Annotated in this window: 27 protein-coding genes; 12 read left to right on the plus strand and 15 right to left on the minus strand. The window is 70.8% G+C overall.

Translation table 11 applies throughout. The features are described from left to right. Positions 1 to 2: 2 nt before the first annotated feature. Entirely contained in the window at positions 3 to 431 is a 429-nt protein-coding gene (locus QF037_RS20695; protein WP_307027363.1) for a hypothetical protein, read from the minus strand. Positions 432 to 515: 84 nt separating this feature from the next. Continuing rightward, complete coding sequence (locus tag QF037_RS20700) at positions 516 to 1,364, minus strand: menaquinone biosynthetic enzyme MqnA/MqnD family protein (RefSeq protein WP_307027365.1); 849 nt, start codon at positions 1,362 to 1,364, stop codon at positions 516 to 518. 285 nt (positions 1,365 to 1,649) lie between these two features. Here QF037_RS20700 and QF037_RS20705 point away from each other — a divergent pair, with 285 nt between their 5' ends. Further along, a complete protein-coding gene (locus tag QF037_RS20705; protein WP_307027367.1) occupies positions 1,650 to 1,853 on the plus strand; it encodes a cold-shock protein in 204 nt (67 codons plus the stop codon). A gap of 114 nt (positions 1,854 to 1,967) precedes the next feature. Here the strand turns inward: QF037_RS20705 and QF037_RS20710 are convergent, their stop codons facing one another. After that, on the minus strand, positions 1,968 to 2,537 hold the full coding sequence (locus QF037_RS20710) for a helix-turn-helix domain-containing protein (RefSeq protein WP_307027369.1): 570 nt from the start codon (positions 2,535 to 2,537) through the stop codon (positions 1,968 to 1,970). 68 nt (positions 2,538 to 2,605) lie between these two features. Here QF037_RS20710 and QF037_RS20715 point away from each other — a divergent pair, with 68 nt between their 5' ends. From QF037_RS20715 to QF037_RS20730, 4 genes are all read left to right on the plus strand, one after another. Then, positions 2,606 to 3,295 carry an AzlC family ABC transporter permease gene (locus QF037_RS20715; RefSeq protein WP_307027371.1) on the plus strand — a complete coding sequence of 230 codons (690 nt, stop codon included), beginning with the start codon at positions 2,606 to 2,608 and terminating at the stop codon, positions 3,293 to 3,295. Next, positions 3,292 to 3,606 (plus strand): AzlD domain-containing protein, encoded by a 315-nt coding sequence (locus QF037_RS20720; RefSeq protein WP_307027373.1) that lies wholly within the window; start codon positions 3,292 to 3,294, stop codon positions 3,604 to 3,606. Before QF037_RS20715 ends, QF037_RS20720 begins: the two co-directional genes overlap by 4 nt. Before the next feature lie 22 nt (positions 3,607 to 3,628). Further along, positions 3,629 to 3,847: a hypothetical protein gene (locus tag QF037_RS20725; RefSeq protein ID WP_307027375.1), complete on the plus strand. Its 219-nt coding sequence runs from the start codon at positions 3,629 to 3,631 to the stop codon at positions 3,845 to 3,847. Between the two features lie 67 nt (positions 3,848 to 3,914). Beyond that, positions 3,915 to 4,559 (plus strand): class I SAM-dependent methyltransferase, encoded by a 645-nt coding sequence (locus tag QF037_RS20730; protein WP_307027377.1) that lies wholly within the window; start codon positions 3,915 to 3,917, stop codon positions 4,557 to 4,559. 147 nt (positions 4,560 to 4,706) lie between these two features. Here QF037_RS20730 and kstD read toward each other — a convergent pair whose 3' ends face one another. Together kstD and QF037_RS20740 are read right to left on the minus strand one after the other, a co-directional pair. Next, positions 4,707 to 6,461 carry a 3-oxosteroid 1-dehydrogenase gene (gene kstD, locus QF037_RS20735; protein ID WP_307027379.1) on the minus strand — a complete coding sequence of 585 codons (1,755 nt, stop codon included), beginning with the start codon at positions 6,459 to 6,461 and terminating at the stop codon, positions 4,707 to 4,709. A gap of 74 nt (positions 6,462 to 6,535) precedes the next feature. Next, positions 6,536 to 7,099 carry a DUF6817 domain-containing protein gene (locus QF037_RS20740; protein WP_307027381.1) on the minus strand — a complete coding sequence of 188 codons (564 nt, stop codon included), beginning with the start codon at positions 7,097 to 7,099 and terminating at the stop codon, positions 6,536 to 6,538. A 154-nt stretch (positions 7,100 to 7,253) separates the two neighbouring features. On the opposite strand from QF037_RS20740, the gene QF037_RS20745 reads away from it, so the two are divergent. Beyond that, complete coding sequence (locus tag QF037_RS20745) at positions 7,254 to 8,162, plus strand: LysR family transcriptional regulator (RefSeq protein ID WP_307027383.1); 909 nt, start codon at positions 7,254 to 7,256, stop codon at positions 8,160 to 8,162. 92 nt (positions 8,163 to 8,254) lie between these two features. Here QF037_RS20745 and QF037_RS20750 read toward each other — a convergent pair whose 3' ends face one another. Both QF037_RS20750 and QF037_RS20755 read right to left on the minus strand, forming a co-directional pair. After that, positions 8,255 to 9,628 carry an FG-GAP and VCBS repeat-containing protein gene (locus QF037_RS20750; protein WP_307027384.1) on the minus strand — a complete coding sequence of 458 codons (1,374 nt, stop codon included), beginning with the start codon at positions 9,626 to 9,628 and terminating at the stop codon, positions 8,255 to 8,257. Between the two features lie 21 nt (positions 9,629 to 9,649). Then, positions 9,650 to 10,120, minus strand: coding sequence for an ATP-binding protein (locus tag QF037_RS20755; protein WP_307027386.1), 471 nt, complete (start codon positions 10,118 to 10,120; stop codon positions 9,650 to 9,652). A gap of 117 nt (positions 10,121 to 10,237) precedes the next feature. Between QF037_RS20755 and QF037_RS20760 the strand changes: the two genes are divergently transcribed. Then, positions 10,238 to 11,092: a helix-turn-helix domain-containing protein gene (locus QF037_RS20760; RefSeq protein ID WP_307027388.1), complete on the plus strand. Its 855-nt coding sequence runs from the start codon at positions 10,238 to 10,240 to the stop codon at positions 11,090 to 11,092. Further along, positions 11,089 to 11,274, plus strand: a complete 186-nt coding sequence (locus tag QF037_RS20765; protein ID WP_307027390.1) for a DUF397 domain-containing protein — start codon at positions 11,089 to 11,091, stop codon at positions 11,272 to 11,274. The genes QF037_RS20760 and QF037_RS20765 overlap by 4 nt, the downstream gene beginning before the upstream one ends. On the opposite strand, the gene QF037_RS20770 is transcribed toward QF037_RS20765, so the two are convergent. After that, positions 11,263 to 14,607 carry an NACHT domain-containing protein gene (locus QF037_RS20770; RefSeq protein ID WP_307027393.1) on the minus strand — a complete coding sequence of 1,115 codons (3,345 nt, stop codon included), beginning with the start codon at positions 14,605 to 14,607 and terminating at the stop codon, positions 11,263 to 11,265. The two genes, QF037_RS20765 and QF037_RS20770, sit on opposite strands and share 12 nt — an antisense overlap. A gap of 96 nt (positions 14,608 to 14,703) precedes the next feature. Between QF037_RS20770 and QF037_RS20775 the strand changes: the two genes are divergently transcribed. Further along, a complete protein-coding gene (locus tag QF037_RS20775) occupies positions 14,704 to 14,967 on the plus strand; it encodes a hypothetical protein (protein ID WP_307027397.1) in 264 nt (87 codons plus the stop codon). Continuing rightward, on the plus strand, positions 14,964 to 15,350 hold the full coding sequence (locus QF037_RS20780; RefSeq protein ID WP_171141181.1) for a hypothetical protein: 387 nt from the start codon (positions 14,964 to 14,966) through the stop codon (positions 15,348 to 15,350). The genes QF037_RS20775 and QF037_RS20780 overlap by 4 nt, the downstream gene beginning before the upstream one ends. Before the next feature lie 138 nt (positions 15,351 to 15,488). On the opposite strand, the gene QF037_RS20785 is transcribed toward QF037_RS20780, so the two are convergent. Together QF037_RS20785 and QF037_RS20790 are read right to left on the minus strand one after the other, a co-directional pair. After that, positions 15,489 to 17,408: an AMP-dependent synthetase/ligase gene (locus tag QF037_RS20785; RefSeq protein WP_307027401.1), complete on the minus strand. Its 1,920-nt coding sequence runs from the start codon at positions 17,406 to 17,408 to the stop codon at positions 15,489 to 15,491. 287 nt (positions 17,409 to 17,695) lie between these two features. Then, positions 17,696 to 18,967, minus strand: coding sequence for an acetyl-CoA C-acetyltransferase (locus tag QF037_RS20790; RefSeq protein ID WP_307027403.1), 1,272 nt, complete (start codon positions 18,965 to 18,967; stop codon positions 17,696 to 17,698). 98 nt (positions 18,968 to 19,065) lie between these two features. Between QF037_RS20790 and QF037_RS20795 the strand changes: the two genes are divergently transcribed. Together QF037_RS20795 and QF037_RS20800 are read left to right on the plus strand one after the other, a co-directional pair. Next, positions 19,066 to 20,334 carry a 3-oxoacyl-ACP reductase gene (locus QF037_RS20795; RefSeq protein ID WP_307027405.1) on the plus strand — a complete coding sequence of 423 codons (1,269 nt, stop codon included), beginning with the start codon at positions 19,066 to 19,068 and terminating at the stop codon, positions 20,332 to 20,334. Continuing rightward, positions 20,334 to 21,176 carry a MaoC family dehydratase gene (locus tag QF037_RS20800; RefSeq protein WP_307027407.1) on the plus strand — a complete coding sequence of 281 codons (843 nt, stop codon included), beginning with the start codon at positions 20,334 to 20,336 and terminating at the stop codon, positions 21,174 to 21,176. Before QF037_RS20795 ends, QF037_RS20800 begins: the two co-directional genes overlap by 1 nt. On the opposite strand, the gene QF037_RS20805 is transcribed toward QF037_RS20800, so the two are convergent. The 5 genes from QF037_RS20805 to mqnE all read right to left on the minus strand — a co-directional run bounded on the left by QF037_RS20805 (position 21,158) and on the right by mqnE (position 24,833). Next, the gene (locus tag QF037_RS20805; RefSeq protein ID WP_307027410.1) at positions 21,158 to 21,808 is read right to left on the minus strand and encodes a TetR/AcrR family transcriptional regulator; all 651 of its coding nucleotides are present in this window, start codon (positions 21,806 to 21,808) and stop codon (positions 21,158 to 21,160) included. The genes QF037_RS20800 and QF037_RS20805 overlap by 19 nt on opposite strands. A gap of 104 nt (positions 21,809 to 21,912) precedes the next feature. After that, on the minus strand, positions 21,913 to 22,212 hold the full coding sequence (locus QF037_RS20810) for a DUF4229 domain-containing protein (protein ID WP_307027412.1): 300 nt from the start codon (positions 22,210 to 22,212) through the stop codon (positions 21,913 to 21,915). Positions 22,213 to 22,298: 86 nt separating this feature from the next. Next, complete coding sequence (locus QF037_RS20815; protein ID WP_307027414.1) at positions 22,299 to 22,820, minus strand: GNAT family N-acetyltransferase; 522 nt, start codon at positions 22,818 to 22,820, stop codon at positions 22,299 to 22,301. A gap of 27 nt (positions 22,821 to 22,847) precedes the next feature. Then, positions 22,848 to 23,495, minus strand: coding sequence for a UdgX family uracil-DNA binding protein (locus QF037_RS20820; protein WP_307027416.1), 648 nt, complete (start codon positions 23,493 to 23,495; stop codon positions 22,848 to 22,850). 174 nt (positions 23,496 to 23,669) lie between these two features. Continuing rightward, the gene (gene mqnE, locus QF037_RS20825) at positions 23,670 to 24,833 is read right to left on the minus strand and encodes an aminofutalosine synthase MqnE (RefSeq protein ID WP_307027418.1); all 1,164 of its coding nucleotides are present in this window, start codon (positions 24,831 to 24,833) and stop codon (positions 23,670 to 23,672) included. Between the last annotated feature and the right edge of the window lie 18 nt (positions 24,834 to 24,851).

The following is a 24,851-nucleotide window of genomic DNA, read 5'->3' on the forward strand; positions in this document are numbered from 1 at the left end:
CCCTAGTAGTACGAGTTGTACGCCTTACCGCTGTAACACGTCGACTGCGGGCTCGTCCCATGCACGTCCTCCACCTGGACACGCGCACTGACGATGCCGTCGTCGTGCGTGGCGGTGGTCGTCCAGGTCTTGTTGGAGCCGTTGCCGTCGTGTAGTTCGCGCCACTTGTAGGTGTAGCGGTTGCCCTCGCCGGTGGTGATGTCGAGCCGGATGCGGACCCAGTTGCTGTCCGCCTCGGTGTCGGCCAGGATCAGCGCGACATCCATGCTCTTCTTGCTGTTCCAGTCCCACTGCATGCCACCGCTGGCTCCGCCGTCCGATGTGGAGCAGCTCTTCACCAGTGCGGCGGCCGAAGCCGAGGGCGCCCCCGCGACGCCGAGTGCGGCGGCGGTGGCTGTGGCGGCCAGGAGCGCGACGATGTGACGGCGCACGTGTTCCTCCCCGTGGTAGATCGGTCAGCGGGGACTGTATCCCAACTGACGTTCGACATACGGTTTTTGGCCACCATCGGCGATCTACGGCTGAAGCAGTTCCACCTTCACGTCCCCGGCGAAACCCGTCGTCGGCCCCACCCGCCGCGCGAACTCCGCGACCGCCTCCAGCTGCGGTCCCCCGAAGCGGAAGTCGAGGGTGGTGAAGTACCGCTCCAGGACCTGCTCGTCGAACTCCTCCCAGCGTGCCGCCTGTTCGGCGACCTTGCCGACCTCGTCGAGCGACAGGTTCCGGGAGGCGAGGAAGGCCTCGTGGACCTTGCGGGTGATCACCGGTTCGCGTTCCAGGTAGTCCTTGCGGGCCGCCCAGACCGCGAAGACGAACGGCAGGCCGGTCCACTCCTTCCAGAGCGCGCCGAGGTCATGCACCTCGAGGCCGTACTTCGGGCCGTCGAGCAGGTTCGCCCGCAGTGCCGCGTCGCCGATCAGGACCGCAGCCTCGGCCTCCTGCATCATCAGGCTGAGGTCGGGCGGGCAGGTGTAGTAGTCGGGGCGTACGCCGTAGCGGTCGGCCAGGAGGAGCTGGGCGAGGCGGACCGACGTACGGGAGGTCGACCCGAGGGCCACCCTCGCGCCGTCCAGCTCGTCCAGCGGGACCTTCGAGACGATCACACAGGACATCACCGGGCCGTCGCAGCCGACGGCGATGTCGGGGAACGCGACCAGGTCGTCGGCGTTGCGCAGGAACTCGACCAGGGTGATGGGACCGATGTCGAGATCTCCCCGCACCAGCTTCTCGCTGAGCTTCTCCGGGGTGTCCTTCGTCAGCTCGAAATCGAGGAGTGTGCCCGTTCTCGCGAGCCCCCAGTACAGGGGCAGGCAGTTCAGGAACTGGATGTGGCCGACGCGCGGCCGGGTGCGTGAATTGTCCACATCGTGAGGCTAGACCCTGTTGGCTGCCGTACGATGGGCACCCCCACCGTCAACCCGACACGAGCGAGATCAAACGTCCGGGTGACGTGATCTTGGCCTCTGTTGCTTTCGGCTGCCCACATGCTAGGCTCGCCGCAAGTTGCAGTTTGGTTTCCCTTGCAGTACAGAGCCTGCGGAGCATGTGACCGCGGGCTCTAGTCGTATTCAGAAGTATGCAGTTGTGCGGCACTGTTTCACACTTGCAGGTTCTGGAGCAGGGCAACCCTTTGGGCCCAAGGAGGGCTTATGGCTACCGGAACCGTGAAGTGGTTCAACGCCGAAAAGGGCTTTGGCTTTATCGCCCAGGAGGGCGGCGGCCCGGACGTCTTCGTCCACTACTCCGCCATCAACGCGAGCGGTTTCCGTTCGCTGGAGGAGAACCAGCAGGTCTCCTTCGACGTGACCCAGGGCCCGAAGGGCCCGCAGGCGGAGAACGTCTCCCCCGTCTGAGACTCCTGAGTCTCTGATCCGGACCTGAGTGCAGTACCCAAGGAGCCCCGTGCCGCAAGGCAGCGGGGCTCCTGCCTTTTCCCGTACAGCGCCTGTGCGGCACCCGTGGTGGCCCTACATGTGCTGCATGACCAGCACGAACGTCGTCCCGGGCAGCAGCGCCTCGTAGGAGTGCGCCACATCCCCGCGGTACGCCATGTAGTCCCCGGGCTCCAGCTCGACCTCCTCGCCCTTCGGCCCCGCCTTGACCCGCCCGGTGCTCACGATCAGGTGTTCGACCGAGCCGGGGATGTGCGGCTCCGAGTCACGGGCCGCGCCGGGCTCCGCGGTGATCCGGTAGATGTCCCGCCGCGCCCCGGGCGGACTGGAGGACAGCAGCGCGCCGACGTAGTTCGCCTGCTCGGACGCCACCGACGGTCCCTGACCCGCCCGGATGACCTGCACCGACGGCGCCGGTGGCTCCACCAGGGCGCTGAACGGGACCCCCAGCGCCACCGCCAGCGCCCACAGCGTCTCCACGCTCGGGTTCCCGCCGCCCCCCTCCAGCTGCGACAAGGTCGACTTCGCGATCCCGGCCCGCTTGGCGAGCTCGGAGAGCGAGAGCCCGACGCGGGCGCGTTCCCGCCGCAGCGAGGCGGCGATCCACTCCAGGGGCAGTCGGGCGGGCGGCTGGCTGTCGGACATGCTGTTCGCTCCATCGGTACGAACGTTCGCCTTGACGAACGCGGCCTCTTCTGTCCACTGTAGAGAACATGCGTACGGCAGAGCGAACACCACGCTTCCCCTTCGCCCCGGATCTGATCCGGGACGCCTCCCTCGTCTGGCTCGCCAGCGGTGTCGTCGGCGTCTCCTTCGGCGCGATCGCCGTCGCCGGCGGGCTGCCGGTGTGGGTGCCGGTGGTGATGTCCCTCGTCGTCTACGCGGGCTCCGCCCAGTTCAGCGCGGTCGGCGTGCTGCTCGCCGGTGGCGGTCCGCTCGCCGCGGCGGCCACCGGCCTGCTCCTGAACACCCGCACGGCGGCCTTCAGCCTCGCCGTGGCCGACACCCTCGGCAAGGGCCGGCTGGCACGGCTCGTCGGGGCGCACCTCGTCACCGACGAGACGGTCGCCTTCGCCCTCGCCCAGAGCGATCCGGTACGACGCCGTACGGCGTTCTGGGTCTCGGGGCTCGGCCTGTTCGCCGTGTGGAACATCGGTGTCCTGGCCGGAGCCCTCGCCGGCGACGCCCTCGGCGACACGGCCCGCTACGGCCTGGACGCGGCCTTCCCCGCCGTCCTCGTCGCCCTGGTGCTGCCCGCGCTGCGGGGGGACGCGGCCGTACGACGATCCGCGGTGCTCGGTGCCTGCGTGGCGCTGGCCCTGGCTCCCGTCGCCCCGGCGGGCGTCCCCGTGCTGCTGGCCCTGGCGGGGCTCCTGGCCTTCGGCCGGAGGCGGTCGACATGAGCGCGACGGTCGCGATGATCCTGGCGCTGGCGGTCGGGACGTACGCCTTCCGGCTGGTCGGCCCCGCCCTGCACGGACGCGTCGAGCTGCCCGCACGCGTGCAGGAGCTGCTCTCCGCCGGTGCCATCGTGCTGCTGACCGCCCTGCTCGCGACGGGGGCGCTGACCGAGGGCGGCGGCTTCGCCGGGTGGGCGCGGCCGATCGGCGTGCTGGTCGGGGGTGTGCTGGCTTGGCGGCGGGCGACGTTCGTGGTGGTGGTGCTGGGGGCGGCGGGAACCGCGGCGGTGTTGCGGGCGTTCGGAATGGCGTAACGGATCTTCAGGGGGACGATCAGTGCGGAAGCATGAACACGAAGAGGGCGGCGGATCCACGGCCGACAGCCGCTGGGCGCTCTGTATATCCGTCGGGCTGTCGCTCGGCACGGCTCTCGGCCTGCTGCTGGGGATGGATGTCTTCGACGACCTCGGGCTCGGGCTGGCCCTGGGGATCGGGCTGGGTACGGCCGTGGGTACGGGTGTCGGTGTGGGGCTGACGCGACGGCAGGGCGAGTAGGCGTCCGCCGGGCAACAGGCCTCTGCCGGGACGCCGTTGTCAGTGGGGATGGTTAGGGTCCCGGAGCATGACCGACTCCGATTTCCTGACCAGTACCCGGGCGTTCTACGACACCATCGCCGAGGACTACGCCGAGCGGTTCCGTGACGAGTTGACGGTGACACCGATCGAGCGGGGGCTGATCGACGCCTTCGCCGAACTCGTGGGGAAGGGCGCCGAGGTGGCCGACCTCGGGTGCGGGCCGGGGCGGGTGACCGCGTATCTGGACTCCCTCGGGCTGTCGGTCCACGGGCTCGACCTGTCGGCGTCGATGGTGGCGATCGCCCGGCGGGAGAACCCGGGGCTGCGGTTCGAGCAGGGGTCGGTGCTGGAGCTGGACGCGGCCGACGGGTCGCTCGCGGGGGTCGTGTCCTGGTACTCGTCCATCCACACCCCTGTGGACAGACTCCCCGCCCTCTTCGCCGAGTTCTGGCGGGTCCTGGCCCCCGGCGGCCATCTGCTCCTCGCCTTCCAGGTCGGCGACGAACCGAAGCGGCACGACCGGCCCTTCGGCCATGACGTGATCCTCGACTTCCAACGGCGGCGGCCGGAGGCGATCGTGGAACTGCTGGAGGCGGCCGGGCTCGCGATGGTCTCGAGGACGGTGCGCGAACCCGGCCACGAGTGGGAGTCCACGCAGCAGGCATTCCTGATCGCCCGCAGACCTGCCTGAGCGCTCCGCTGGAGGTGCCACGAATGCCGTCGGCCGTCTGCGGGTCCGTCGTGGCTGGTCGCGCCCACGCGGCGGTAGCCGCATATCGATACAGCCCCGCGCCCCTTCAGGGCGCTGCCGAACCGCAGTCGACTCCACCCGGCCCGCTTAGAGATCCCTGGCCGCGATGTAGCCGAAGGTCATCGCCGGGCCGATCGTCGAGCCGGCGCCGGCGTAACTGCGGCCCATGACCGCCGCGCTGGCGTTCCCGGCGGCGTACAGGCCGGGGATGACCGAGCCGTCCTCCCTCAGCACCCGCGCCCGGGCGTCCGTGCGCAGGCCGCCCTTCGTGCCGAGGTCGCCGGGGACGATACGGAAGGCGTAGTAGGGAGGCAGCCAGAGGGGGGCGAGGCAGGAGTTGGGGAGGACGGAGGGGTCGGCGTAGTAGTGGTCGTAGGCGCTGTCGCCGCGGTGGAAGTCGGTGTCCGTGCCTTGCCGGGCAAGGGAGTTGAAGCGGTCGACGGTCGTGCGCAGCGCCGTCGGCGGGACGCCGATGGCGGTGGCGAGGGCATCGAGACTCCAGGCCTTCTTGGCGGCGCCCGAGCTGTACCAGTCGTCGGGGAGGACGAAGGTCGGCGCGACGTCCTTGAAGAGGTACCGGTTGCGGTAGTTCTGGTCGGTGATCAGCCAGGCCGGGATGTCCGGGTCGGTGGGGTTGCGCTCGTACATCGTGTGGACGACGTCGCTGTAGGGACCGGCCTCGTTGACGAAGCGACGGCCGGCGGCGTTGACGAGGAGGGTGCCCGGGAGGGTGCGTTCGGCGAGACAGAAGTACGGCCGGCCCGGGAGCCGGATGGCGGGCCCCCACCAGGCGTCGTCCATGAGCGCGACACCCGCGCCGACGCGCTGCCCCGCCCGTATCCCGTCCCCCGTGTTCTCCTTGGCGCCGACGGTCCAGTCGACGCCGATGGGCTGCTGCTGGTACTGGGTGCGCATGGCGAGGTTGTGCTCGAACCCGCCGGAACCGACGATGACGCCTCGGCGCGCCCGGTAGAGACCGCCGGGGACCACCGCCCCGGCCACGGTGCCGTTCTCGACGAGGAGGTCGGTGAGCGGGGTGTTCAGCCTGACCGGCACGCCCGCGTCCAGCAGCCCCTTGCGCAGTCCGGCGGCGAGCGACTGCCCCATGGTGAGGGGCGTCTGCCCGAGCGTGAGCGCCTTGGTGCCGCGGGCCAGACACTCCGTGGCGACGGCGAGGCCCTTGGCGCTCACCGCGGAGAGGGCGAGCCACTTGTAGTCGGCGCTGAAGACCACCATGCCGTCCGGGACGGCCATGTACGGCGGGTTCAGACGGACGAGTTCGGCGCCCAGGATGTTGCCGTCGAGGTAGTCGGGCTCGATGGAACGCCCGTTGGGCAGACCGCCCGGCAGTTCCGGGTAGTAGTCGCTGTACCCCTCCATCCAGCGGAACCGCAGCGGGCTGTTGGCCATGACGAAGGAGATCATGGCGGGGCCGTTGGCGAGGAAGGCCCGCTGCCGGTCCGCGGGGATCTCGGGTCCGACGACCGTGGCGAGGTAGGCGGCGGCCTTCGCGGGGGTGTCCGGTACACCGGCGGCGAGGATCACGGAGTTGTTGGGGATCCAGATCCCGGCACCGGAACGGGCCGCGGACCCGCCGAAGGTGGCCGCCTTCTCCAGGACGACACAGCTCAGACCCCGCTTGGCGGCGGTGAGGGCGGCGGTCATGCCGGCGGCGCCGGAGCCGATGACGACGACGTCGTACGTCCCGAGCAGGGGCAGGTCGGCGGCGCGGGCGCTCTGCTGCACTCCGGCCGCGACGGCCAGTCCGGCGGCCGCGGTGGTACCGAGGAGCTGCCTGCGGGTGGGTCTCGGTCCTGCGGGGTCCGCGCTCGTGGTCGTCATGGTCGCTCCCGCCCGATATCGGGTTTTCTGAGGCTGTGTCAGAAAGGAGAATGTGACGCGGGGACCATGTGAAGTCAAGGGCCGTGCAAGGCGGTTGGGCCGAGCAGTACGGAGAGACAGTCCTCGTGTGCGGGTCGGCTCAGGAGTGCGCGGAAGCGGGTGAAGAGGGCGAGCAGGCCGGGGCCGTGGCGGTTTCGGAAGGCCGGGTCCTCGGCGGCGAGGTCGATTTCGTTGGCGGCGGTGAGTTCGGCGAAGTCCTGGCGCAGGGCGGGGCCGGGGGCGTATGCGCGCCCGGTGAAACGGTCGTGGAACGGCGAGCCGGGAACCGCGAGCGTCGGATACGTGGCCTCGCGGTCGCAGCTCGCGTAGAAGTACACGATCGCCTCCGCCTCCTCCCCGATCGCCGCCACGAGATCGGAACGCCGGTCGAGCGGGAGCAGTACCCGCGGGAAGCCGTCGGTGCCGTAGAAGGCATGGCACAGGCCCGCGAGTTGGAGGGCGGGGCGGGCGTTCCAGGTGGCGAGGCGGGTGCGGACGCGATGGAGGTGGGCGAGGAGCGTACCGCCGGGGTGGGGGATGCTCTCGGCGCCCAACTGCCGGAGAAGTGCGTCGGCTTCAGCCATCGGGTCGTAGGCCATGGGGGCGTCCCTTCAGCCGGGTGGGTCGGCACCCGCTCCGTCCCGGGGTGGAGCGGGTTGCCGCCCGTGGGGCCCTGGGTTGATCGTGGTACACCTGCTGAGTCCAGTCAATCCTTGGGATTTGTCGCTGGACCCCAGTGTTAGCTTGGGTCTCATGACCCTCGACGACCTGCGGGTGTTCGTGGCGGTGTGCCGGGCCGGGAGCCTGAGCGCGGTCGCCCGGGAGCTCGGGTGTACGCAGTCCGCGGTGAGTCAGCATGTGAAGCGGCTCGAGCGGGAGACGGGGGTCGCGCTGCTGGAGCGGCAACCGCGGGGCGTCTCGCCGACACCGGCGGGCCGTCTGCTGGAGGCGGCGGCCGCGGAGGGCATCTCCGGACTGGATCTCGCCGTACGGCAGTTGCGCGACCTGGCCGACGGACAGAGCGGGTTCGTGCGGGTGGCCACGGGTGCGACGACCGTACGGCACTTCATGGGGGCCGCGGTCGTGGAGTACCGGCGCCGGTATCCGCGCGTGAACCTGGAGTTCCGTACGGTGAGTTCGGGGCGCGGCAGCTTCGACGCGCTGGCGGACGGCACGCTGGACCTGGCGTGGATCACGCTCGGACCGCCGGTGCGGGGCATCGAACAGCGCATGGTGGCGGAGCTGCCGTGGGTGCTGGCGGTGCGTTCCGACGATCCGCTGGCGGAGCACGGGCGGGTGAAGGCGGCCGCCGACCTCACGGACGTACGCCTGACAGGGCTGCCGCCGAACTCCGCCTCCGCCGCCCATCTGGACGCGGCCTGCGCGGAGTTGGGGGTGCGGTTCGCCTACGACACGAGCGTCGCCGACTGGGACACGGCCTTGCTGCTGGCCGAGCTGGGGGTGGGGCGGGCGGTCGTGCCGGTGCTGCCGGGGCCGGCGGAGACCGGTTCGGGTGAGCTGAGGCTGATCCCGTTGCCGGATCTGCCTCCGCTGCCCGTGGGGTGGGCCGTACGGCGGTGGGATGCGCTGAGTCCGCCGGCGCGGGCGTTCGCGGACACGGTGGTGGAGTGGCGGGGGCGGCGGGTGAGCGGGGGTTCCTGAGCCGGTCGTGAGGGGGTTCCTGAGCTGACCGTACGGGCGGTGGTGCTCTCGTCCGCGAGAACACCACCGCCGTCAGCCGTCCGCTCCGTTCGTCACTGCGGGAACGCGGCCACCACGTTCAGGTCCTTGGCGCCGGTGGCCGTGATGCCGGTGGCCGTACCGGGCAGCAGGACGCTCGGGTCGTAGTAGTTGCTCGACACCAGCAGGTCCTTGTCGCCGTCGCGGTCGATGTCGCGCAGGCGGACGAGGGAGCCGAAGGTCTCGTACTCGGTGGGGGCACCCGGGACGCCGGCGGAAGCGCGGGTGAACCACTGGGAGTTCGTGCCGGTGAGGCCGGACTTGGAGCCGCGCAGGATGTGGACGCCACCCGCGTACTTCACCGAGCCGACCTGCTCCTCCCGTACGCCCACCGCCAGGTCCGCGTAGCCGTCGCCGTCGGTGTCCGCGGCGGAGAGGTCCGAGCCGAAGTAGTCGTTCTTGGTGGCGGCCGTCGCGACACCCGAAGTGCTCTGGGTCAGCCGGTACTTGGTCGTCGGCCCGGTGCTGCCACCACGCCACACGACCACCGAACCGGCGTAGTTGTTGTACCGGGTGTCGCTGACCGCGAGGTCCCCGTAGCCGTCCTTGTTGAAGTCGGCGATGACGCCGGTCGGGCTGTAGTCGGGCTTGGAGCTGTTGACGACCGTCCGCTTGCCCGGCTTGACCGTGGAGCCGCCGCGCAGGAACCAGGCGTCCTGGGTCATCTTGTCGTCGTGGTAGCCCTGACCGAGGAGGTACAGATCGGTCGCCTTGTCCTTGGTGACCTTGCCGGCGACCATGCCGGTGGGTTCGAGGATGTCGCCCGCGACATGCTTGGTGACCGAGCCCGTGGAGCCCGACTTGGCGAACCCTCCCCGGTAGATGTAGACGGTGTCGATGCCGTTGGCTACCGCCAGGTCGGCCTTGCCGTCGCCGTTGAAGTCGCCGGTCTCGATCTCCTTGCCGAAGCCGTAGCGGGCGTGGGCGGTGACCTTGAGGCGGATGGCGGCGGTGCCGGAGAGACCGGTCTTGGCACCCCACAGGATGGTGACCGCGCCCGCGCCCACCTTGGAACCGATCTTCTCGGTGAAGTCGGTGACGGCGAGGTCGGCGTATCCGTCACGGTTGAGGTCGGCGGTGGCCATGTCCTCGCCGAAGCCGTCGACGTAGCCGCCCGCGTCACCCGGCGTGCCGGGGATCCCGGCGCTCGCCTGGGTGAAGGTCTTCGTCGTGGTGCCGGGGCCGGTCGCCGTCCCGTACGTCACGGCGACTCCGCCGCTGAAGTCGCTGACGGCGAAGTCGCGGTAGCCGTCCCCGTTGAAGTCGTCGGCGTACTTCGCCGGGGTGGCGGCGGTGGCGGCGCCCACGGAGAGGGTGAGCAGCCCGCCGGTCAGGGACACGGCGGTGGCCGTGGCGAGCGCCAGCCGAAGGTTGGTGCGCGTGAACATGCGTCTCCTGCGTGATCTAAGTCAGTGGGTAGGAGACTCACGGTGGCCGCTGATGGTTGTGCCCGAGGTGCCCTTGTGTGACTCGGGTTCCTTGAGGGGGAGTTCCGCCCAGACCGTCTTGCCCACGACCCGTTCCGTGACGCCCCAGGCCCGGCTGAGCAGCGTCACGAGAAGCAGGCCTCGGCCCCCCTCGGCGTCCGGGTCGGTGACGTAGCGGAGTTGGCGGTCGGCTCTGGGGTCGCTCACTTCGATACGGAGCGTGGGCTCGGACTCGGAGTGGCGGAGTCCGAGACGGAGCTCGAAGTCACGGCCGGGGAGTCTGGCGTGGATGACGGCGTTGGCGGCGAGTTCGGCGACGACCTGCTGGGCGGTGACGTTCACGTCGCTGTCGTAGGGGTGGCCCCAGGCGTCGAGTTGCTGCGCGGTGAGTCGGCGGGCGAGACGTGCGCCGCGGGGCGTGGCGCTGAGGCGGGTGGAGATTTCGGCGTTCACGTGACTGAGCGTGGTGGGTTGTCTCTACGCTGACCAGGTACGACCCGGCGACGTTGGGTAACTGTACGGGTGCGGTGAGTTGAGTGTACGGGTTGTCGGGTGGGAGGGGTGAGGCATGTGAGCGAGCGGAGGCCTGAGACGCCTGCGGAGGCGGAGGGGACGGCGGGGTTGTTCGTCGCGCTGGGCAAGATGCTCCGGTTCCTGCGCGAGGGGAAGGGGCTGACCCAGACGGAGTTCGGGGAACTGGTGGGGTACGGCCCGGACGCGATCTCCGCCATGGAACGGGGCGTACGGAGGCTTCGACCCGAGGTCCTGATCAAGGCGGAGGAACTGCTGGACGCCGGGGGTCTGTTCAAGGAGGTGATCCCGGAGGTCGAGGAGGCGTTGGCGAAGGCTCGGACTCGACATCCGGAGTGGTATCGGAGTTATGCGGGGTTGGAGGCGGAGGCGGTCGAGCTGCACTTCTATGCCAACCACGCGGTGCACGGGCTGCTTCAGACCGAGGATCACGCGCGAGCCGTGTTCAGCAGACGGCGACCGTTCCTCGACGAGGAGACAATCGAGAGGCGGGTCACGGATCGACTCTCCCGGCAGCAGGTCTTCGAGCGTTGGCCTGCGCCGGTCGTGAGTTACATCCTCGAAGAGGTCGTACTGGACCGGCCGATCGGCGGGCGGCGCGTGCACGCGGATCAGCTTCGGCGCATGCTGCAAGTTGGACAGATGCAGAACGTCGAGATCCAGGTGATGCCCACCAGGGTGGAGGAACACCCCAGCCTGGGCAGCGCATTCAACCTGTTGGCGCCCAAGGGGCACGGGCAGGTGGCGTACACGGAAGCCCAGGGGTATCCCCGATTGATCACCGAACTGGAAGAGGTCCGGAGGATCGCAGACCGCTATGGGATCATGCGGGCGATGGCACTCTCTCCCTCGGAGTCCCGCAAGTTGATCGAGAGCAAGCTGGAGGAGCTATGAACACCGAGCAGCTCACCTGGTTCAAGTCCAGCTACAGCGACGGCGAGGGCGGCGACTGCCTGGAGGTCGCCCTCACTCCCGCCACGGTCCACCTCCGCGACTCCAAGCACCCCGCCGGACCTCACCTCACCCTCTCCCCCACCACTTGGTCCGCCTTCCTCTCAGGGGAGTTACTCGGCTAGGGGCGCCAGCGCCTCGGCCGCCGCCAAGGCGCGGGCGGCCTCCTCCCGTACGCTCTCGTCCTCGTCCTCCTCCGCGCGGGCCCGCAGCAACGGCATCGTCGCCGGGTCCGCGGGCCAGCCGAAGGCGAGGACCCAGAGCGCGGCGGTACGACCGTCGTGGTGCGGGTCGGTCACCGCAACGCCGCGAGCCAGCTCCGCCGCGGCCTCTTCCGGCTCGTGCAGGGCGCACCACCGCAGCGCGGAGACCCGGGCGCGGACCTCCGGATCGGTGAGCGCCCGGTCCCGGAGCAGGGCGGGGGAAGCCGGTTCCTCGATCCAGTACGTGGCGACCATGTCCAGGGCCGCGCAGCGCACCCGGACCTCGTCGTCCAGCACGGCGCGCTGCCGGATGAAGTCCCTGGTGTCCGGGGACTCGCCCCACTGCCTGGCGAGGATCTGGAGCGCGGAGTGGCGTACGTGGGCGCTGGGGTCGTGCAGACAGCGGTCCACCACCGCCTCCCGAGTTCCGGGAAGGTCGCCGCGGTGGCCGCCGAGCAGCCGTACGGCGACGGCACGGATCGATTCGTCGGGGTCGTCATCGAGGAAGCCCATGACCCGGGTCCAGGTGGCGGGGTCGTCGGCCCGGTCGCGTACGAGTTGCTGGAGACCCTGTCGGCGCAGCTGGACATCGGCGTCCTCGGCCCGGTCCGGGTCGTCCGTGAACGACTCGTCCGGCTCGCTCGGCTCGATGGCCACGCTCTTGTCCCCCGCGTGGTGGCGGAGCAGCAGGGCCGCCGTTCTGCGCACGGCCCGGCTGGGGTCGTCGGCGGCACGTTCCCGAACCAGTTCCCATGTGCTGTCCGAACTGCCGCGGTTCACCAGCCTGCGCAGGGCGAAGTCACGGACCTGGGGGTCGGGATCGCCCACGGCGCGGTCGCGGAGCAGGGGTTCGACGGCCGTCGACTCGGCGAAGTGACCCGTCACGCTGCGCAACGCCAGCACCCGGAACTCCGGGGCGGGGTCGGCCACGGCCTGCTCGAAGGCCAGCCGCCGGGTGCCGGCCCGGCCGGGCCACAGTCGGCACAGCACTTGCAGGGCCCGGCTCCGTACCTCCTCGGCGCTGTCGTTGACCAGGCGGTCGGCGACCAGCTCCCAGAGGCCCTTGGTGCGGTCGCCGTGCTGCCCGAGCAGGTACAAGGCGGCCCGGCGGCAGCCCGCGCTGCGGTCGGCGGTGACCCGTTCCCGCAGCAGTTCCCAGGTGTCGGGCTCGCCGGCCCAGCGCGCGGCCAGCAGTTCCATGGCCTCGGCACGGGCGATCGCCGAGCGGTAGTGGACGACGACGACCCGGGTCAGCTCCCGGGTCTGGTGCAGGGAGTAGGCGAGCGCGGAGGAGGCTGCCACGCTCCAGGTGAACTGGGCCCTCAGATGGAACCACCGCAGCAGCGGGCGCCGGCCGCTCCAGTGGGCGCCGAAGCTGCCCAGGACCGGGTGCACGGTACGGAGTTCCACGGGAAAGCGGCCTTTGGGAGCGCCCTCGGAGAAGAGGGCGATCAGCTCGCCCACCACCTCCCTGCTCTGCCGCGCCAGCACTCCGATCTTGCGCACCTCGCCCAGGGCACGCAACGCGAGGACCAGCTGACCGGTGTCGCCAGGATCGACACGGCGGCGGTGCAGGGCGAGGAAGCGGTCGATGGCGGCACCGGCCTCGCGTTCGCCGATCTGCCCGACGAGGAGGAGCAGCACCTCCCGCCAGGCGGGCTCGGCGGCCCTCCGTACGAAGATCTGGTCGACCAACTCGTCCTGGTTCCACTCGCGTTCACGGGTGTAGCGGCGTTCGATGTCCTCCGCCGCCAGATACTCCAGGAACGCCCGGTGCACGAATCCGTACACGCCGCCGCCGTAGTGGCTCAGGATGAAGTTCCGCTCCCGGAACTGCCGGACCATCGTGCGGGCCGCCGAGACGGCCTGGGCGAGGGGCAGTTCGTACTGTTCGCGCAGGGACTCGGCGAACGTCGACAGGAGTTCGTCGCTGTGGATGTGGTTGCCGCCCAGGCCGCCCCGGCCTTCCTGCATGCGGCGGGCCACCAGTCTGAGCAGTTCGTGCCGGTCCTCGTCCCCGAGGTAGGAGAGAGCCTCCGCGTCAGCCGGAGCCCGCAGATGCTTGGCGTGCTCGTCCCAGTGGGCGACCAGGACCGCGACCGCGTGCCGGTACACCCCGTGCCGGTCACGCGGGAGCTCCCGACGGCGGCCGATGATGGCGAGGATCGTCAACAGCAGCGGGTTGCCGGCGAGTTCGCCGACGGGGCGGGAGTGAGTGACGGCCTCCGTGAGGCGGCGGGTGAGGCGGTCGGCGCGCTCGGGGTCGTGCGGGCAGGCGACCTCGTACCACTGCGTGGCGAACTGGCGGATCTGCGGCCGGCTCAGGTCCTGGATCATGTAGTGCCCGAAGCCGGCGTTCTCCAGGACGCCTCGCCGGTAGCCGATCACCCGTGAGGTGACCACGACCCGGCATCCGGTGGACCGGTATCGGCCCGCGAAGTCCGCTATCCGATGGCCGACCTGCTCGCGCGCGGCCGGGTCGAAGAGTTCGTCGAGGCCGTCGAAGAGAACGATCGCGCGCCCCTCGGCCAGGAGCGCCTCGGTGAGCGCGCGGGGCGGCGCCATGCCCTTCACCGTGTGCAGATGGTCCAGGAAGTCCTCGAAGGTGCGCTCCCGCCACTGGCCCGCCGCGTACTCCCGCAGTTCCACCACCAGGGGCACCCGCCCCCCGAGCGGGTCGAGCCCGTCCAGGGGGCCGCCACCGGCCAGGGCCAGCGCGAGACGTCGTACCAGCGTCGACTTCCCGGCGCCCGGGTCGCCGAGCAGCACGACACGATCCGCGTCCGGTGCCGCCAGCATCTGGAGAACATCGCGCAGCGGCCGCTCCATGTATGCCTGCCGGATCCGCTCCAGGGTGTCCGGCTCCAGCGGCAGCTCGCCGGGCCAGTCCCCGCTGTCCACCAGCCGGTTGAGGATGTCCCGCGGCAGTTCGACGGGTGGCGGGTCCTCCCGGACCTTCGGCGGCACGAACACCTCGTTCAGCTCGACCGGCGGGTGCTCCCCCTCCTCCATGGGGATCAGCACCTCCAGGTCGAGGCGCCCGTAGCACTCGTGGACGCGCCGCGCGTACCGCCGTAAGGCCTCGCCGTCCTCCTCGTCCGAGGACCCGGCCAGCTCGGTCGGCGCCTGCTGCACGTACTGGTTCTCGATGTACGTCGCACTGCTGCCGTCCCCGGTCACCACGGCCCTGGCATCACCCGCCGCCCCGACCGCCCGCACCCCATCCGTCGCGACCCGCTCCGATTCCCGCCCCATGGCAGGACGGTAACGGCGCGCCTCGATCCCGGGTGCGCTCTTGAGAATTCCGCGCTGCGGACCCAGAGTGCGTATACGCCACCGTATACTCCTCCCATGTCCGACGCCATGATCCGAGTCCCCACAGAGGTCCGCGACCGCCTCGCGGTCATCGCCGAGTCGCGCGGCACGTCGATCCGCTCTCTCGTTCAGGAACTCGCGGAGACGACACTCACCGCCGAGGAGCGTCACGAGCGTGCCGAGCGGACCCGGGCCTACCTCGCCGAGCACTTCGGAGTCGACGTGACGGACGAGGAGAGTGCCGCCATGAGGCGCAAGCTGCGTAGCGCCTTCGCGGATCGGCCGGATTCCGCCGCGTGATCCAGCAGCATCTCGTACTGGACACTCCCACGCTTCTCGCTCTATCGGGCAACAGGCAAGTGTCCGCGCTCGTCCACGCGGCGCACTACGAACCCGAGGTCCGGCTGTGGGCGCCCGTGCTGTCCGTCCTGGAAGCCGACGCCGAGTACCTGGGCCTCGCCGAGCACATCGGCCAGCTCGAAGTGATCCACACACTCGACCTGGACTATCCCGCCGCTCTCGCCATCGCCCAGCTGCGCCGGGACGGCGTCCCTCCCGGCGTCGGGGCCGCCATCCATGCCGTACGGCATCTGCCCGACTGGGGCGCGGGCGCACTGGTCGCCACGGTGGCCTCCAAAGCGTACGACGGTAGAGGCGTGCCGGTCCTCGACCTCACTCGCTGAGAGGACCGGCACCCCGAGACACCGGGTCGCGGGAGACCGGCGCGCCGTGCACGGACAAGGAGGCGAACAGTCCCCCCACGGCACGCGTGCTCTGGCCATGGGCCCGGGTGGCTCGGACCCAGGCTGGCCACGCAGCGCTCAGCGGGCGTACAACCCCTCGATCTCCGCCGCGAAATCCCCCATCACCGTCTCCCGCCTCAGTTTCATCGACGGGGTCAAGTGGCCGTCCGTTTCCGTGAAGTCCCTCGGCAGTACCGTGAAGCGGCGGATCGACTCGGGTCTCGAGACGAGTTTGTTCGCCTCGTCCACCGCGCGCTGGAGGATGGCTCGCAACTCCTCGTCGTCGGCGAGGAGTTCCGCCGGGACGGGGTGTTTGCCGTTCATGCGGCGCCAGTGGGTGATGCCCTCCATGTCGAGGGTGATGAGGGCGGCGACGTAGGGGCGGCGGTCGCCGACGACCATGCACTGGGAGACCAGGGGGTGCTGGCGCAGCCAGTTCTCCAGGGGGGCCGGGGCGACCGTCTTGCCGCCCGCTGTGATCAGCAGTTCCTTCTTGCGGCCGGTGATGGTGAGGTAGCCCTCGTCGTCCAGGCTGCCGATGTCGCCGGTCGGGAACCAGCCGTCGGAGGACGCCGGGGTGACGCCGCCCGCGTTCGGGTCCCAGTAGCCCCGGAATATCTGGCCGCCCGCCAGCAGGATCTCGCCGTCCGCGGCGATGCGGACCCGGGTGCCCGGCAGGGGCCAGCCCACCGTGCCCAAGCGGGACTTGAGGGGCGGGGTCACCGTTGCCGCGCCCGTGGACTCGGTCAGGCCGTACCCCTCGTAGATCTCCATGCCCGCGCCCGCGAAGAACGCGTGGAGGCTGCGACCCAGCGGTGAGCCGCCGCTGATGATGTGGCGGACGCGGCCGCCCATGGCGTTGCGGATCCGGCGGTAGACGAGGGGGTCGTAGAAGGTGCGGGCAGCCTTGAGCGCGGTGCCGGGGCCGCTGCCGGTGCCCGCCTGGCGGGCCTCCGTCGCCTCGCCGTAGCGGACGGCGACGTTCACCGCGCGGTCGAAGGCCGAGACCCTGCCGCCGGTCTCCGCCTTGGCCCGGGCGCTGTTGAAGACCTTCTCCAGCATGTACGGGATGACCAGGAGGAAGGTGGGCTTGAAGGTGGCCAGGTCCCCCAGCAGGTCCTCCGACTTCAGACTCGGCGCGTGGCCCAGCCGGACCCGGGCCCGGACGCACGCGATGGCCACCATGCGGCCGAAGACGTGGGACATGGGGAGGAAGAGGAGGGTCGCCAGCTCCTCGTCCGAGCGGGACCTGAAGACCGGGTGGAGGATCTCGATCGCGTTGTCGACCTCCGCCAGGAAGTTGCCGTGCGAGATCGCGCAGCCCTTGGGGCGGCCGGTGGTGCCCGAGGTGTAGACGACCGTGGCCAGGGTGTCGGGGCCCAGCATGCCCCGGCGTACGTCGATCTCCGCTTCGGGGACCAGCCGGCCGAGCTCCGCCAGCCGCTCCACGTGGCCCTTCTCCACGACCCACAGGTGGCGCAGGTCGGGCAGGCGGTTGAGTTCGGGGCCGAGGGCCGAGGCCTGGGCGACGGTCTCCGTCACCAGGGCCACCGCGCCCGAGTCCTGGAGGATCCAGCGGGTCTGGAAGACCGAGGAGGTCGGGTAGACGGGGACCGTCACCAGGCCTGCCGCCCATGCGGCGAAGTCCAGCAGGGTCCACTCGTAGATCGTCCGGGCCATGACGGCGATACGGTCGCCCGGCTGGAGCCCCTCCGCCACCAGGCCCCTGGCCAGCGCCTGGACCTGGGCGGCGAACTCCGCCGTCGTCACATCCGACCAACTGCCGTCCTCGGCACGGCGGCTGAGCACCCGGTCCTCGGGAGCGGCGGCCGCGTTGTCGAAGGGCAGGTCGGCCAGCGAGCCGTGTGTCACGGGCGGCACGACCGGCGGCACGGAGACCTCCCGGACCTCGCCGTCCAGTCGCTTGATCTCCGGCTCCACGAGCACGGGCGCGCCGTCGTAGTCGGTCGCGGAGACATAGGGGATGGACGACGACATGGGGCAGCTCCTGAGGCGCGCAGCTGGATACCGCTCTGCTGCATAGGTACGCGCCGTGCGTACCTGGGCGTTCACCGGTGGTGGGCGGGTATGGGGGGTTACCGGCAGTTAGATCGGCGATCTTAGGAGGTGCAGGTGGCGAGTTCGTGTGGGTTCGGGGATGCTCCGGGGCCGGGTCTGTGCAACCTCTCCCGCAATATGAAGCTTTGTCAGCTATGGGCGGGGGAGCGGATCGGCCATTCGTCGATCACGACGGTCGGCTCCCCGTCACGGCGTCCGGCGCCCCGTCACGGCCGTTCCAGCACCGCCGTCACCCCCTGCCCGCCCGCCGCGCACACCGAGATCAGCCCCCGGCCCGAACCCCCGCGCTCCGCCAGCGACTTCGCCAGCGTCGCGACGATCCGCGCCCCGGTCGCCGCGAAGGGGTGCCCCGTGGCCAGGGACGAACCCGTCACGTTCAGCCGCTCCCGGTCCACCGGGTCCAGCCCGGCCTTCTCCCACGCCTCCAGCGTGGCCAGCACCTGTGACGCGAAGGCCTCGTGGACTTCCACGAGGTCGAAGTCGGCCATGCCCAGACCGGCCCGTTCCAGCATGCGCGGCACCGCGTAGGCCGGCGCCATGAGCAGGCCGTCCTCGCCGTTCACGAAGTCGACGGCCGCCGTCTCGTACGTCGACAGGTACGCCAGCGGCTCCAGCCCGCGCGCCGCCGCCCACTCCTGTGAGGCCAGCAGCACGACCGCCGCTCCGTCGGTGAGCGGGGTCGAGTTCCCTGCGGTCATCGTCGGCTCGGGTGCGTCGAGGCCGAACACCGGCTTCAGGGCGGCCAGTTTCTCCGCAGTCGAGTCCGGGCGCAGGTTCTGGTCGCGGGTCAGGCCCCGGAACGGCACCACCAGGTCCTCGAAGAAGCCGCGTTCGTACGCCGCCGCCAGCCGCTGGTGACTCCGCACCGCCAGTTCGTCCTGGGCCTCGCGCGAGACGCCCCAGGTGCGGGCCGTCACCGCCGCGTGCTCGCCCATCGACAGGCCGGTGCGGGGCTCGGCGTTGCGCGGGATGTCGGGGACCAGATGGCCCGGGCGGATGCGGGCCAGCGCCTTGAGCCGGCCGCCCGGCGACTTCGCCCTGCGCGCCGCCAGCAGGATCCGACGCAGGCCGTCGTTCACGCCCAGGGGTGCGTCGCTCGCGGTGTCCGCGCCGCCCGCGATCGCCGAGTCGGTCTGGCCGAGCGCGATCTTGTTGGCGGCGGCGATGACGGCCTGGAGTCCGGTGCCGCAGGCCTGCTGGATGTCGTACGCCGGGGTCGTGGGGGCCAGCCGGGAGCCGAGGACGGTCTCGCGGGCCAGGTTGAAGTCGCGGCTGTGCTTGAGCACCGCACCGGCGACGAACTCGCCCACCGCGCCCGGCTCCTGGAGGCCGTGGCGCTCCACCAAGGCGTCCACGACCGCCGTCAGCATCTCCTGGTTCGAGGCGGTGGCGTACGGGCCGTCCGAGCGGGCGAAGGGCACGCGCGTGCCGCCGATGATCGCGACCCGCCGGGCCACGGGCACCTGTAGGGGGCTCATCTCGACCTGCTCCTCATGCGTGACATAGGCTTACCTGCGGTAACCTTACTCCAGAGTAAGAAGACTGATAAGAGGTGGGACCGAGTGGGGAGACGGCAATGGCCGACCGTTATCTGAGCTTCACCGGCAGCGCGCCCGGCCGCTTCCTGACCCGCCGGCTGGGACTGCCGCAGCCCTCGGCACTGCGCCGCTGGTCACCCGAGCGGCCCGGGCTCGCGGAGGGCGAGGTCCTTCACCTCACCGCGGGCAAGCCCGCCCCCTCCGCCGCCGGCAGCCCCTGCGCCGTCGTCCTCGACGCCACCGGCGTACGGGACGTCGACGGCCTCGCGGGCGTCCACGCGGCCCTCCACCCCGTGGTGCGGTCGGTCGCCACGAGCGGCCGTGTCGTCGTGCTCGGCGCGCCCCTCGACCTCGCCGACCACCACCAGGCCGCCGCCCAGCAGGCACTGGAGGGCTTCACGCGCTCGCTCGGCAAGGAGATCGGGCGGGGCAGGACCGTGAACCTCGTACGGCTCACCGACCGGGACGCCGCCGAGTCCACCCTGCGCTTCCTCCTCTCCCCCAAGTCCGCCTACGTCAGCGGGCAGGTCATCGAGGTCAGGGGGACGGCTCTGGAGGTGCCCGTCGACCGGGACCGGCCCCTCGCCGGCCGCACCGCCCTCGTCACCGGCGCCGCCCGCGGCATCGGCGCGGCGGTCGCCGAGACGTTGGCCAGGGACGGGGCCCAGGTCGTCGTACTCGACGTACCGCAGGCCGAGGAGGACGCGCGAAAGCTCGCGGAGACGCTCGGCGGCAGGGCCCTCGCGCTCGACATCACCGCCGCCGACGCGGGTGAGCGGATCGCCGCCGAACTCCCGGACGGGCTCGACGTGTTGATCCACAACGCCGGGATCACCCGGGACCGCCGCCTGGTCAACATGCCCGCGGACCGGTGGAGTTCGGTCCTCGACGTGAACCTCGCGAGTGTGCTGCGCACGACGGACGCGCTGCTGGCCGCCGGGACTCTCCGGCCAGGCGGCCGGATCGTCGCCACCGCCTCCATCGCCGGGCTCGCCGGGAACGCGGGGCAGACCAACTACGGCGCCAGCAAGGCGGGAATCGTCGGTCTGGTGCGGTCGCTCGCCCCCCGCGCCCTTGCCGAGCACGGGGTGACCGTGAACGCCGTCGCGCCCGGGTTCATCGAGACGAAGATGACCGCCGCCGTACCGCTCCTCATCCGTGAGGCGGGCCGCCGGATGAACTCCCTCGCCCAGGGCGGGCTGCCCGTCGATGTCGCCGAGACGACCGCGTGGCTCGCGCACCCGGCGTCGGGTGCGGTGAACGGGCAGGTCGTACGGATCTGCGGCCAGAGTCTGCTGGGGGCGTAGTGACCGTCGTCCTCACCCGGTCCCCCGCGCTCGCGCCCCTGTTCGCCCGCGGCGCCCTGCTCTCCGCCGTCAAACGGCCCCGCCCGGACGCCGAGTTCCCGCGCACCCGGCTGCTCCTGCCCGCGCTGCGGGTGGACCTGGCTCGGCTGGCGGCGTACGAGCGGGTGTGCGGGTTCGCCACCGGCGACGACGCGCTGCCGGTGACATATCCGCATGTGCTCGGCTTTCCGCTGGCCATGCGGCTGATGAGCGCGCGGGACTTCCCGCTGCCGCTGCTCGGTCTCGTCCACACGTCGATCGCGATCACCCAGCGCCGGGCGCTCGCCGCCACCGCGGAACACGAACTCACCGTGTACGTCGACGGGTTGGCTCCGCACCGGCGCGGCACGGAGGCGGGGGTCGTCACCGAGGTGCGGGCGGGCGGCGAGGTCGTATGGGAGTCGCGGAGCACGTATCTGGCGCGGCACGGCTCGACGTTCGGTGGAGCCAACAGCCCTGCCGAGAAGGGCGCTTCGCTCCCCTCGGTCGCCGAGTGGCGTCTCGCCGGGGACGTCGGCCGGCGTTACGCGTCCGCGTCCGGTGACCGCAATCCCATCCACCTCCACCCGCTCACCGCCCGCCTCTTCGGCTTCCCGCGGGCCATCGCGCACGGCATGTGGACGGTGGCCCGGTGTCTCGCCGCGCACGGTGTGCCCCGGGCGGCGCTGGTGCGGGCGGAGTTCAGGGCGCCGGTGCTGCTGCCGGGGGCGGTGACGTACGCGGCGGAGGGCGAGCGCTTCGAGCTGCGAGGCGGCGGAGACCGGCTCCACGTCACCGGAAGCGTCTATCCGCTGGCGCCCTGACGGGCCCAGGGCCGGCCCTCCATCAGATCCCCCAGCCCGGCCCACGCGAAGTTCATCAGCGTCGCCGCCGCCTGTTTGGCGGTGACGCCCGGGGTGGCGTTGGCCCACGCGGCGAGGGACTCGGCGGCGCCCACCAGGGCCTCGGCGAGCCCGGCGACCTCGCGTTCGGGCAGGTCGGGGTCGCGGTGGGCCTCCCGCGCGGCGACGACGATCAGCTGCGTCACGAACGCGACGATCTCCTCGCGCATCGCGGCGACCTCGGCGGCGAAGGGTTCGCCGTGCGTACGGGCCTGGAGGTGCAGCACGGACCAGGCGTCCGGCTTCTGCCCGGTGTGCGTGAAGAACGCCAGCAGCCCGTCCCAGAGTTGGCGGTCCGCGGGCTGGTCGGTACGGACCCCGGAGCGCACCGCCTCGGTCAGCGCGGCCGCCTCCCGGCGGATGCAGGCGGTGAAGAGGTCTTCCTTGGAGTTCAGGTACAGATAGACCAACGGCTTGGAGACACCCGCCAGTTCGGCGATCTCATCCATCGAGGCGGCCATGTACCCACGCCGCCCGAAAGTCTCCACGGCAGCGTCCAGCATCTGCTGTTCACGGACCGCGCGCGGCATCCGCTTGGTCTTCACTGCACCCATAGGGGCAAGACTAGGGCCTGCCCGGCGGATCAGGTCGGCTCCAGGAAACGGATACTGGCGACCAAGTCGAGCCCGCGACGCCGACATGGTCCGCTGGGCAGGCCCTAAGTCGTCTGCCCCTGCGCACGTGCCGTGTCGTCGGCTACGTCTTCCTGGTTGCGGTTGGCTTCCAGGTTCGCCTTGGCGCGGTCGACCTTCTGGACGATCTGGACGGAGGCCCGGTCGCGCTCCTTGCGGAGGGCGACGAAGCTGATGGGCGCGGAGATCACCAGGGAGAGCAGGACGATCCACATGCCGTTGGAGTCGCCGAGGCCGCGCGGGGCGACACCGGCGTAGACGAGGCCCCAGATGACCACGAGGCAGCCCACGAAGATCCCGAGGCGCATCAGTGTGTAGCGGAGCATCTCAATCCACTCTTCCGTTCCGGCTGAAAGTTCCCCAAAGGTGCCTTCCAGTGAAGCACGCCCGGTACCCGATCTTGCAGGGGGTGTCAGGTCAGCGGGAGCCACATCATGATGTCGTCCCGGTAGTCGTCCGCGGACACCCGCAGCCCGCCCGGCACCCGGCCGACCTCCTTGTACCCGGCGGACGCGTAGAACCGCTCGAGGCCGAGGCCGCCCCGGCAGGTCAGCTTCAGCGCCTCCAGGCCGAAACCGCGGGCGTGCGTCTCGACCTCCGCCAGCAGGGACCGGCCGTGGCCGCCGCCCTGGAGAGCCGGGTCGATCATGACCGTGTAGAGCCAGGCGTAGTGGCTCTGGAGCCGGTGCGCGTTGAAGCCGAAGAAGGCGGTCGCCCGCAGCCGGCCCGCCGGGTCGAACCCGGCGAGAAGACGGTGGCGTCCCGCCGCGGTCGACTCCGCGTAACGCTCCACGTCCGGACGTACGTCGTCATACGTCGTCGTACCGACGAACCCGACCGCCCCACCCGTGTTGTTCACGGCCACCCACAGGTGGGTCAGCTCGTCGAGGAGGCCGGGGGTGAGGTCGGGGTCCAGGCGGTACGTGAGCTCCATGGGCCACGAGTCTAAAACGGCGGCCGGTCACCCCAGAGCGCGGGCCGCCACCCGCAGATCGGAGACGAGCCCCTGGTAGGCGGCCTCGCGATCATCGGAGCGCAAGACGGAGGAGGGGTGCACGGTGGCGACCAGCCGCTCCTCGCGGCCGTGGATCTCCCGCTCCAGCACGGCCCCCCGCTCCTGCGTGACCCGGAACGACGAACCGAGCAGCGCCTTGCCCGCGGTGGCGCCGAGAACCACGATCAACTCCGGTTCCACAAGGCTCAGTTCGGCTTTCAGCCACGGGCCGCAGGCGGTCATCTCGCGGAGGGTGGGGGCCTTGTGGATACGCCGCTTGCGGGGCTCGGCCTGCGTGAACTTGAAGTGCTTCACGGCGTTGGTGACATACGCGTCCGCCGGGTCGATACCGGCTTCCGCGAGGGCCCGGTCCAGGAGTTTCCCGGCAGGGCCGACGAAGGGCCTGCCCTGGAGGTCCTCCTGGTCGCCGGGTTGTTCGCCCACGAGCATGACGCGGGCGTCCGCGGTGCCCTCGCCGAAGACGGTCTGGGTGGCGTCCCGGTGCAGGGGGCAGCCTTGGCAGTCGGCTGCCGCCCGGCGCAGGGCGGTGAGCGTCGCCTTCTCCGGGTTCTCAGGGAGGAAGGGCTCGGCGGTGAATTTGTCCTCGGACGCCATGAGGGCCGGGTACCCGTCGGGGGGCGATCGGACTCATGCCGGGTGCGGGTGCGCGGGGGCCGGTCGCGCAGTTCCCGCGCCCCCAGGTCGGTACAGCTGATCGCGCTTCGACTGTTCCCACCCCAGGGGCGCGGGGAACTGCGCGACCAGCCACCCACCACCCGCAGCCGACGGTCACACCCGCATCGCCTGCGGCGACTCCCTGCGTGCCGGGTCCGGACCCTCGTACTCCCGGATGATCTCGTACCGCGTGTTCCGCTCCACCGGCCGGAACCCGGCGTCCCGGATCAGGTCCAGGAGATCCTCACGCGTCAGCTTGTTCGGCGTGCCGTAGTTGTCCGCGTCGTGGGTGATCTTGTACTCGACGACCGAGCCGTCCATGTCGTCCGCACCGTGCTGGAGGGCCAGCTGGGCGGTCTGGACGCCGTGCATGACCCAGAAGACCTTGACGTGCGGAACGTTGTCGAAGAGCAGCCGGGAGACCGCGAACGTCTTCAGGGCCTCCGCGCCGGTCGCCATCTGCGTGCGTGCCTGGAGGCGGTTCCTGACCTTGCCGTCCTTCACGTCGACGAAGTCGTGCTGGTAGCGCAGCGGGATGAAGACCTGGAAGCCGCCGGTCTCGTCCTGGAGCTCACGCAGCCGCAGGACGTGGTCCACCCGGTGCCTGGGCTCCTCGATGTGGCCGTAGAGCATGGTGGACGGGGTCTTGAGCCCCTTCTCGTGCGCCAGGCGGTGGATGCGCGACCAGTCCTCCCAGTGCGTCCGGTGGTCCACGATGTGCTGGCGGACCTCCCAGTCGAAGATCTCCGCGCCACCGCCGGTGAGGGACTCGAGGCCGGCGTCGATGAGCTCGTCGAGGATCTCGCTCGCGCTCAGCCCGCTGATCGTCTCGAAGTGGTGGATCTCGGTCGCCGTGAACGCCTTCAGCGAGACGTTCGGCAGAGCGGCCTTCAGCTCCCGCAGGGACCGCGGGTAGTAGCGCCACGGCAGGTTCGGGTGCAGCCCGTTGACGATGTGGAGCTCGGTGAGGTTCTCGCCCTCCATCGCCTTGGCGAGCTTCACCGCCTCCTCGATGCGCATCGTGTACGCGTCCTTCTCGCCCGGCTTGCGCTGGAAGGAGCAGTAGGCGCAGGACGCCGTGCACACGTTGGTCATGTTGAGGTGGCGGTTGACGTTGAAGTGGACGACGTCACCGTTCTTCCGCGTCCGCACCTCGTGCGCGAGTCCGCCGAGCCAGGCCAGGTCGTCCGACTCGTAGAGCGCGATGCCGTCCTCCCGGCTCAGGCGAACGCCCGCCCGTACCTTCTCCTCCAGCTCGCGCCTGAGCCCGACGTCCATGCCACAACCTTTCTACGA

Origin of the sequence: Streptomyces canus, from assembly GCF_030815415.1 — a bacterium.
Classification (GTDB): Bacteria; Actinomycetota; Actinomycetes; order Streptomycetales; family Streptomycetaceae; genus Streptomyces; species Streptomyces canus_F.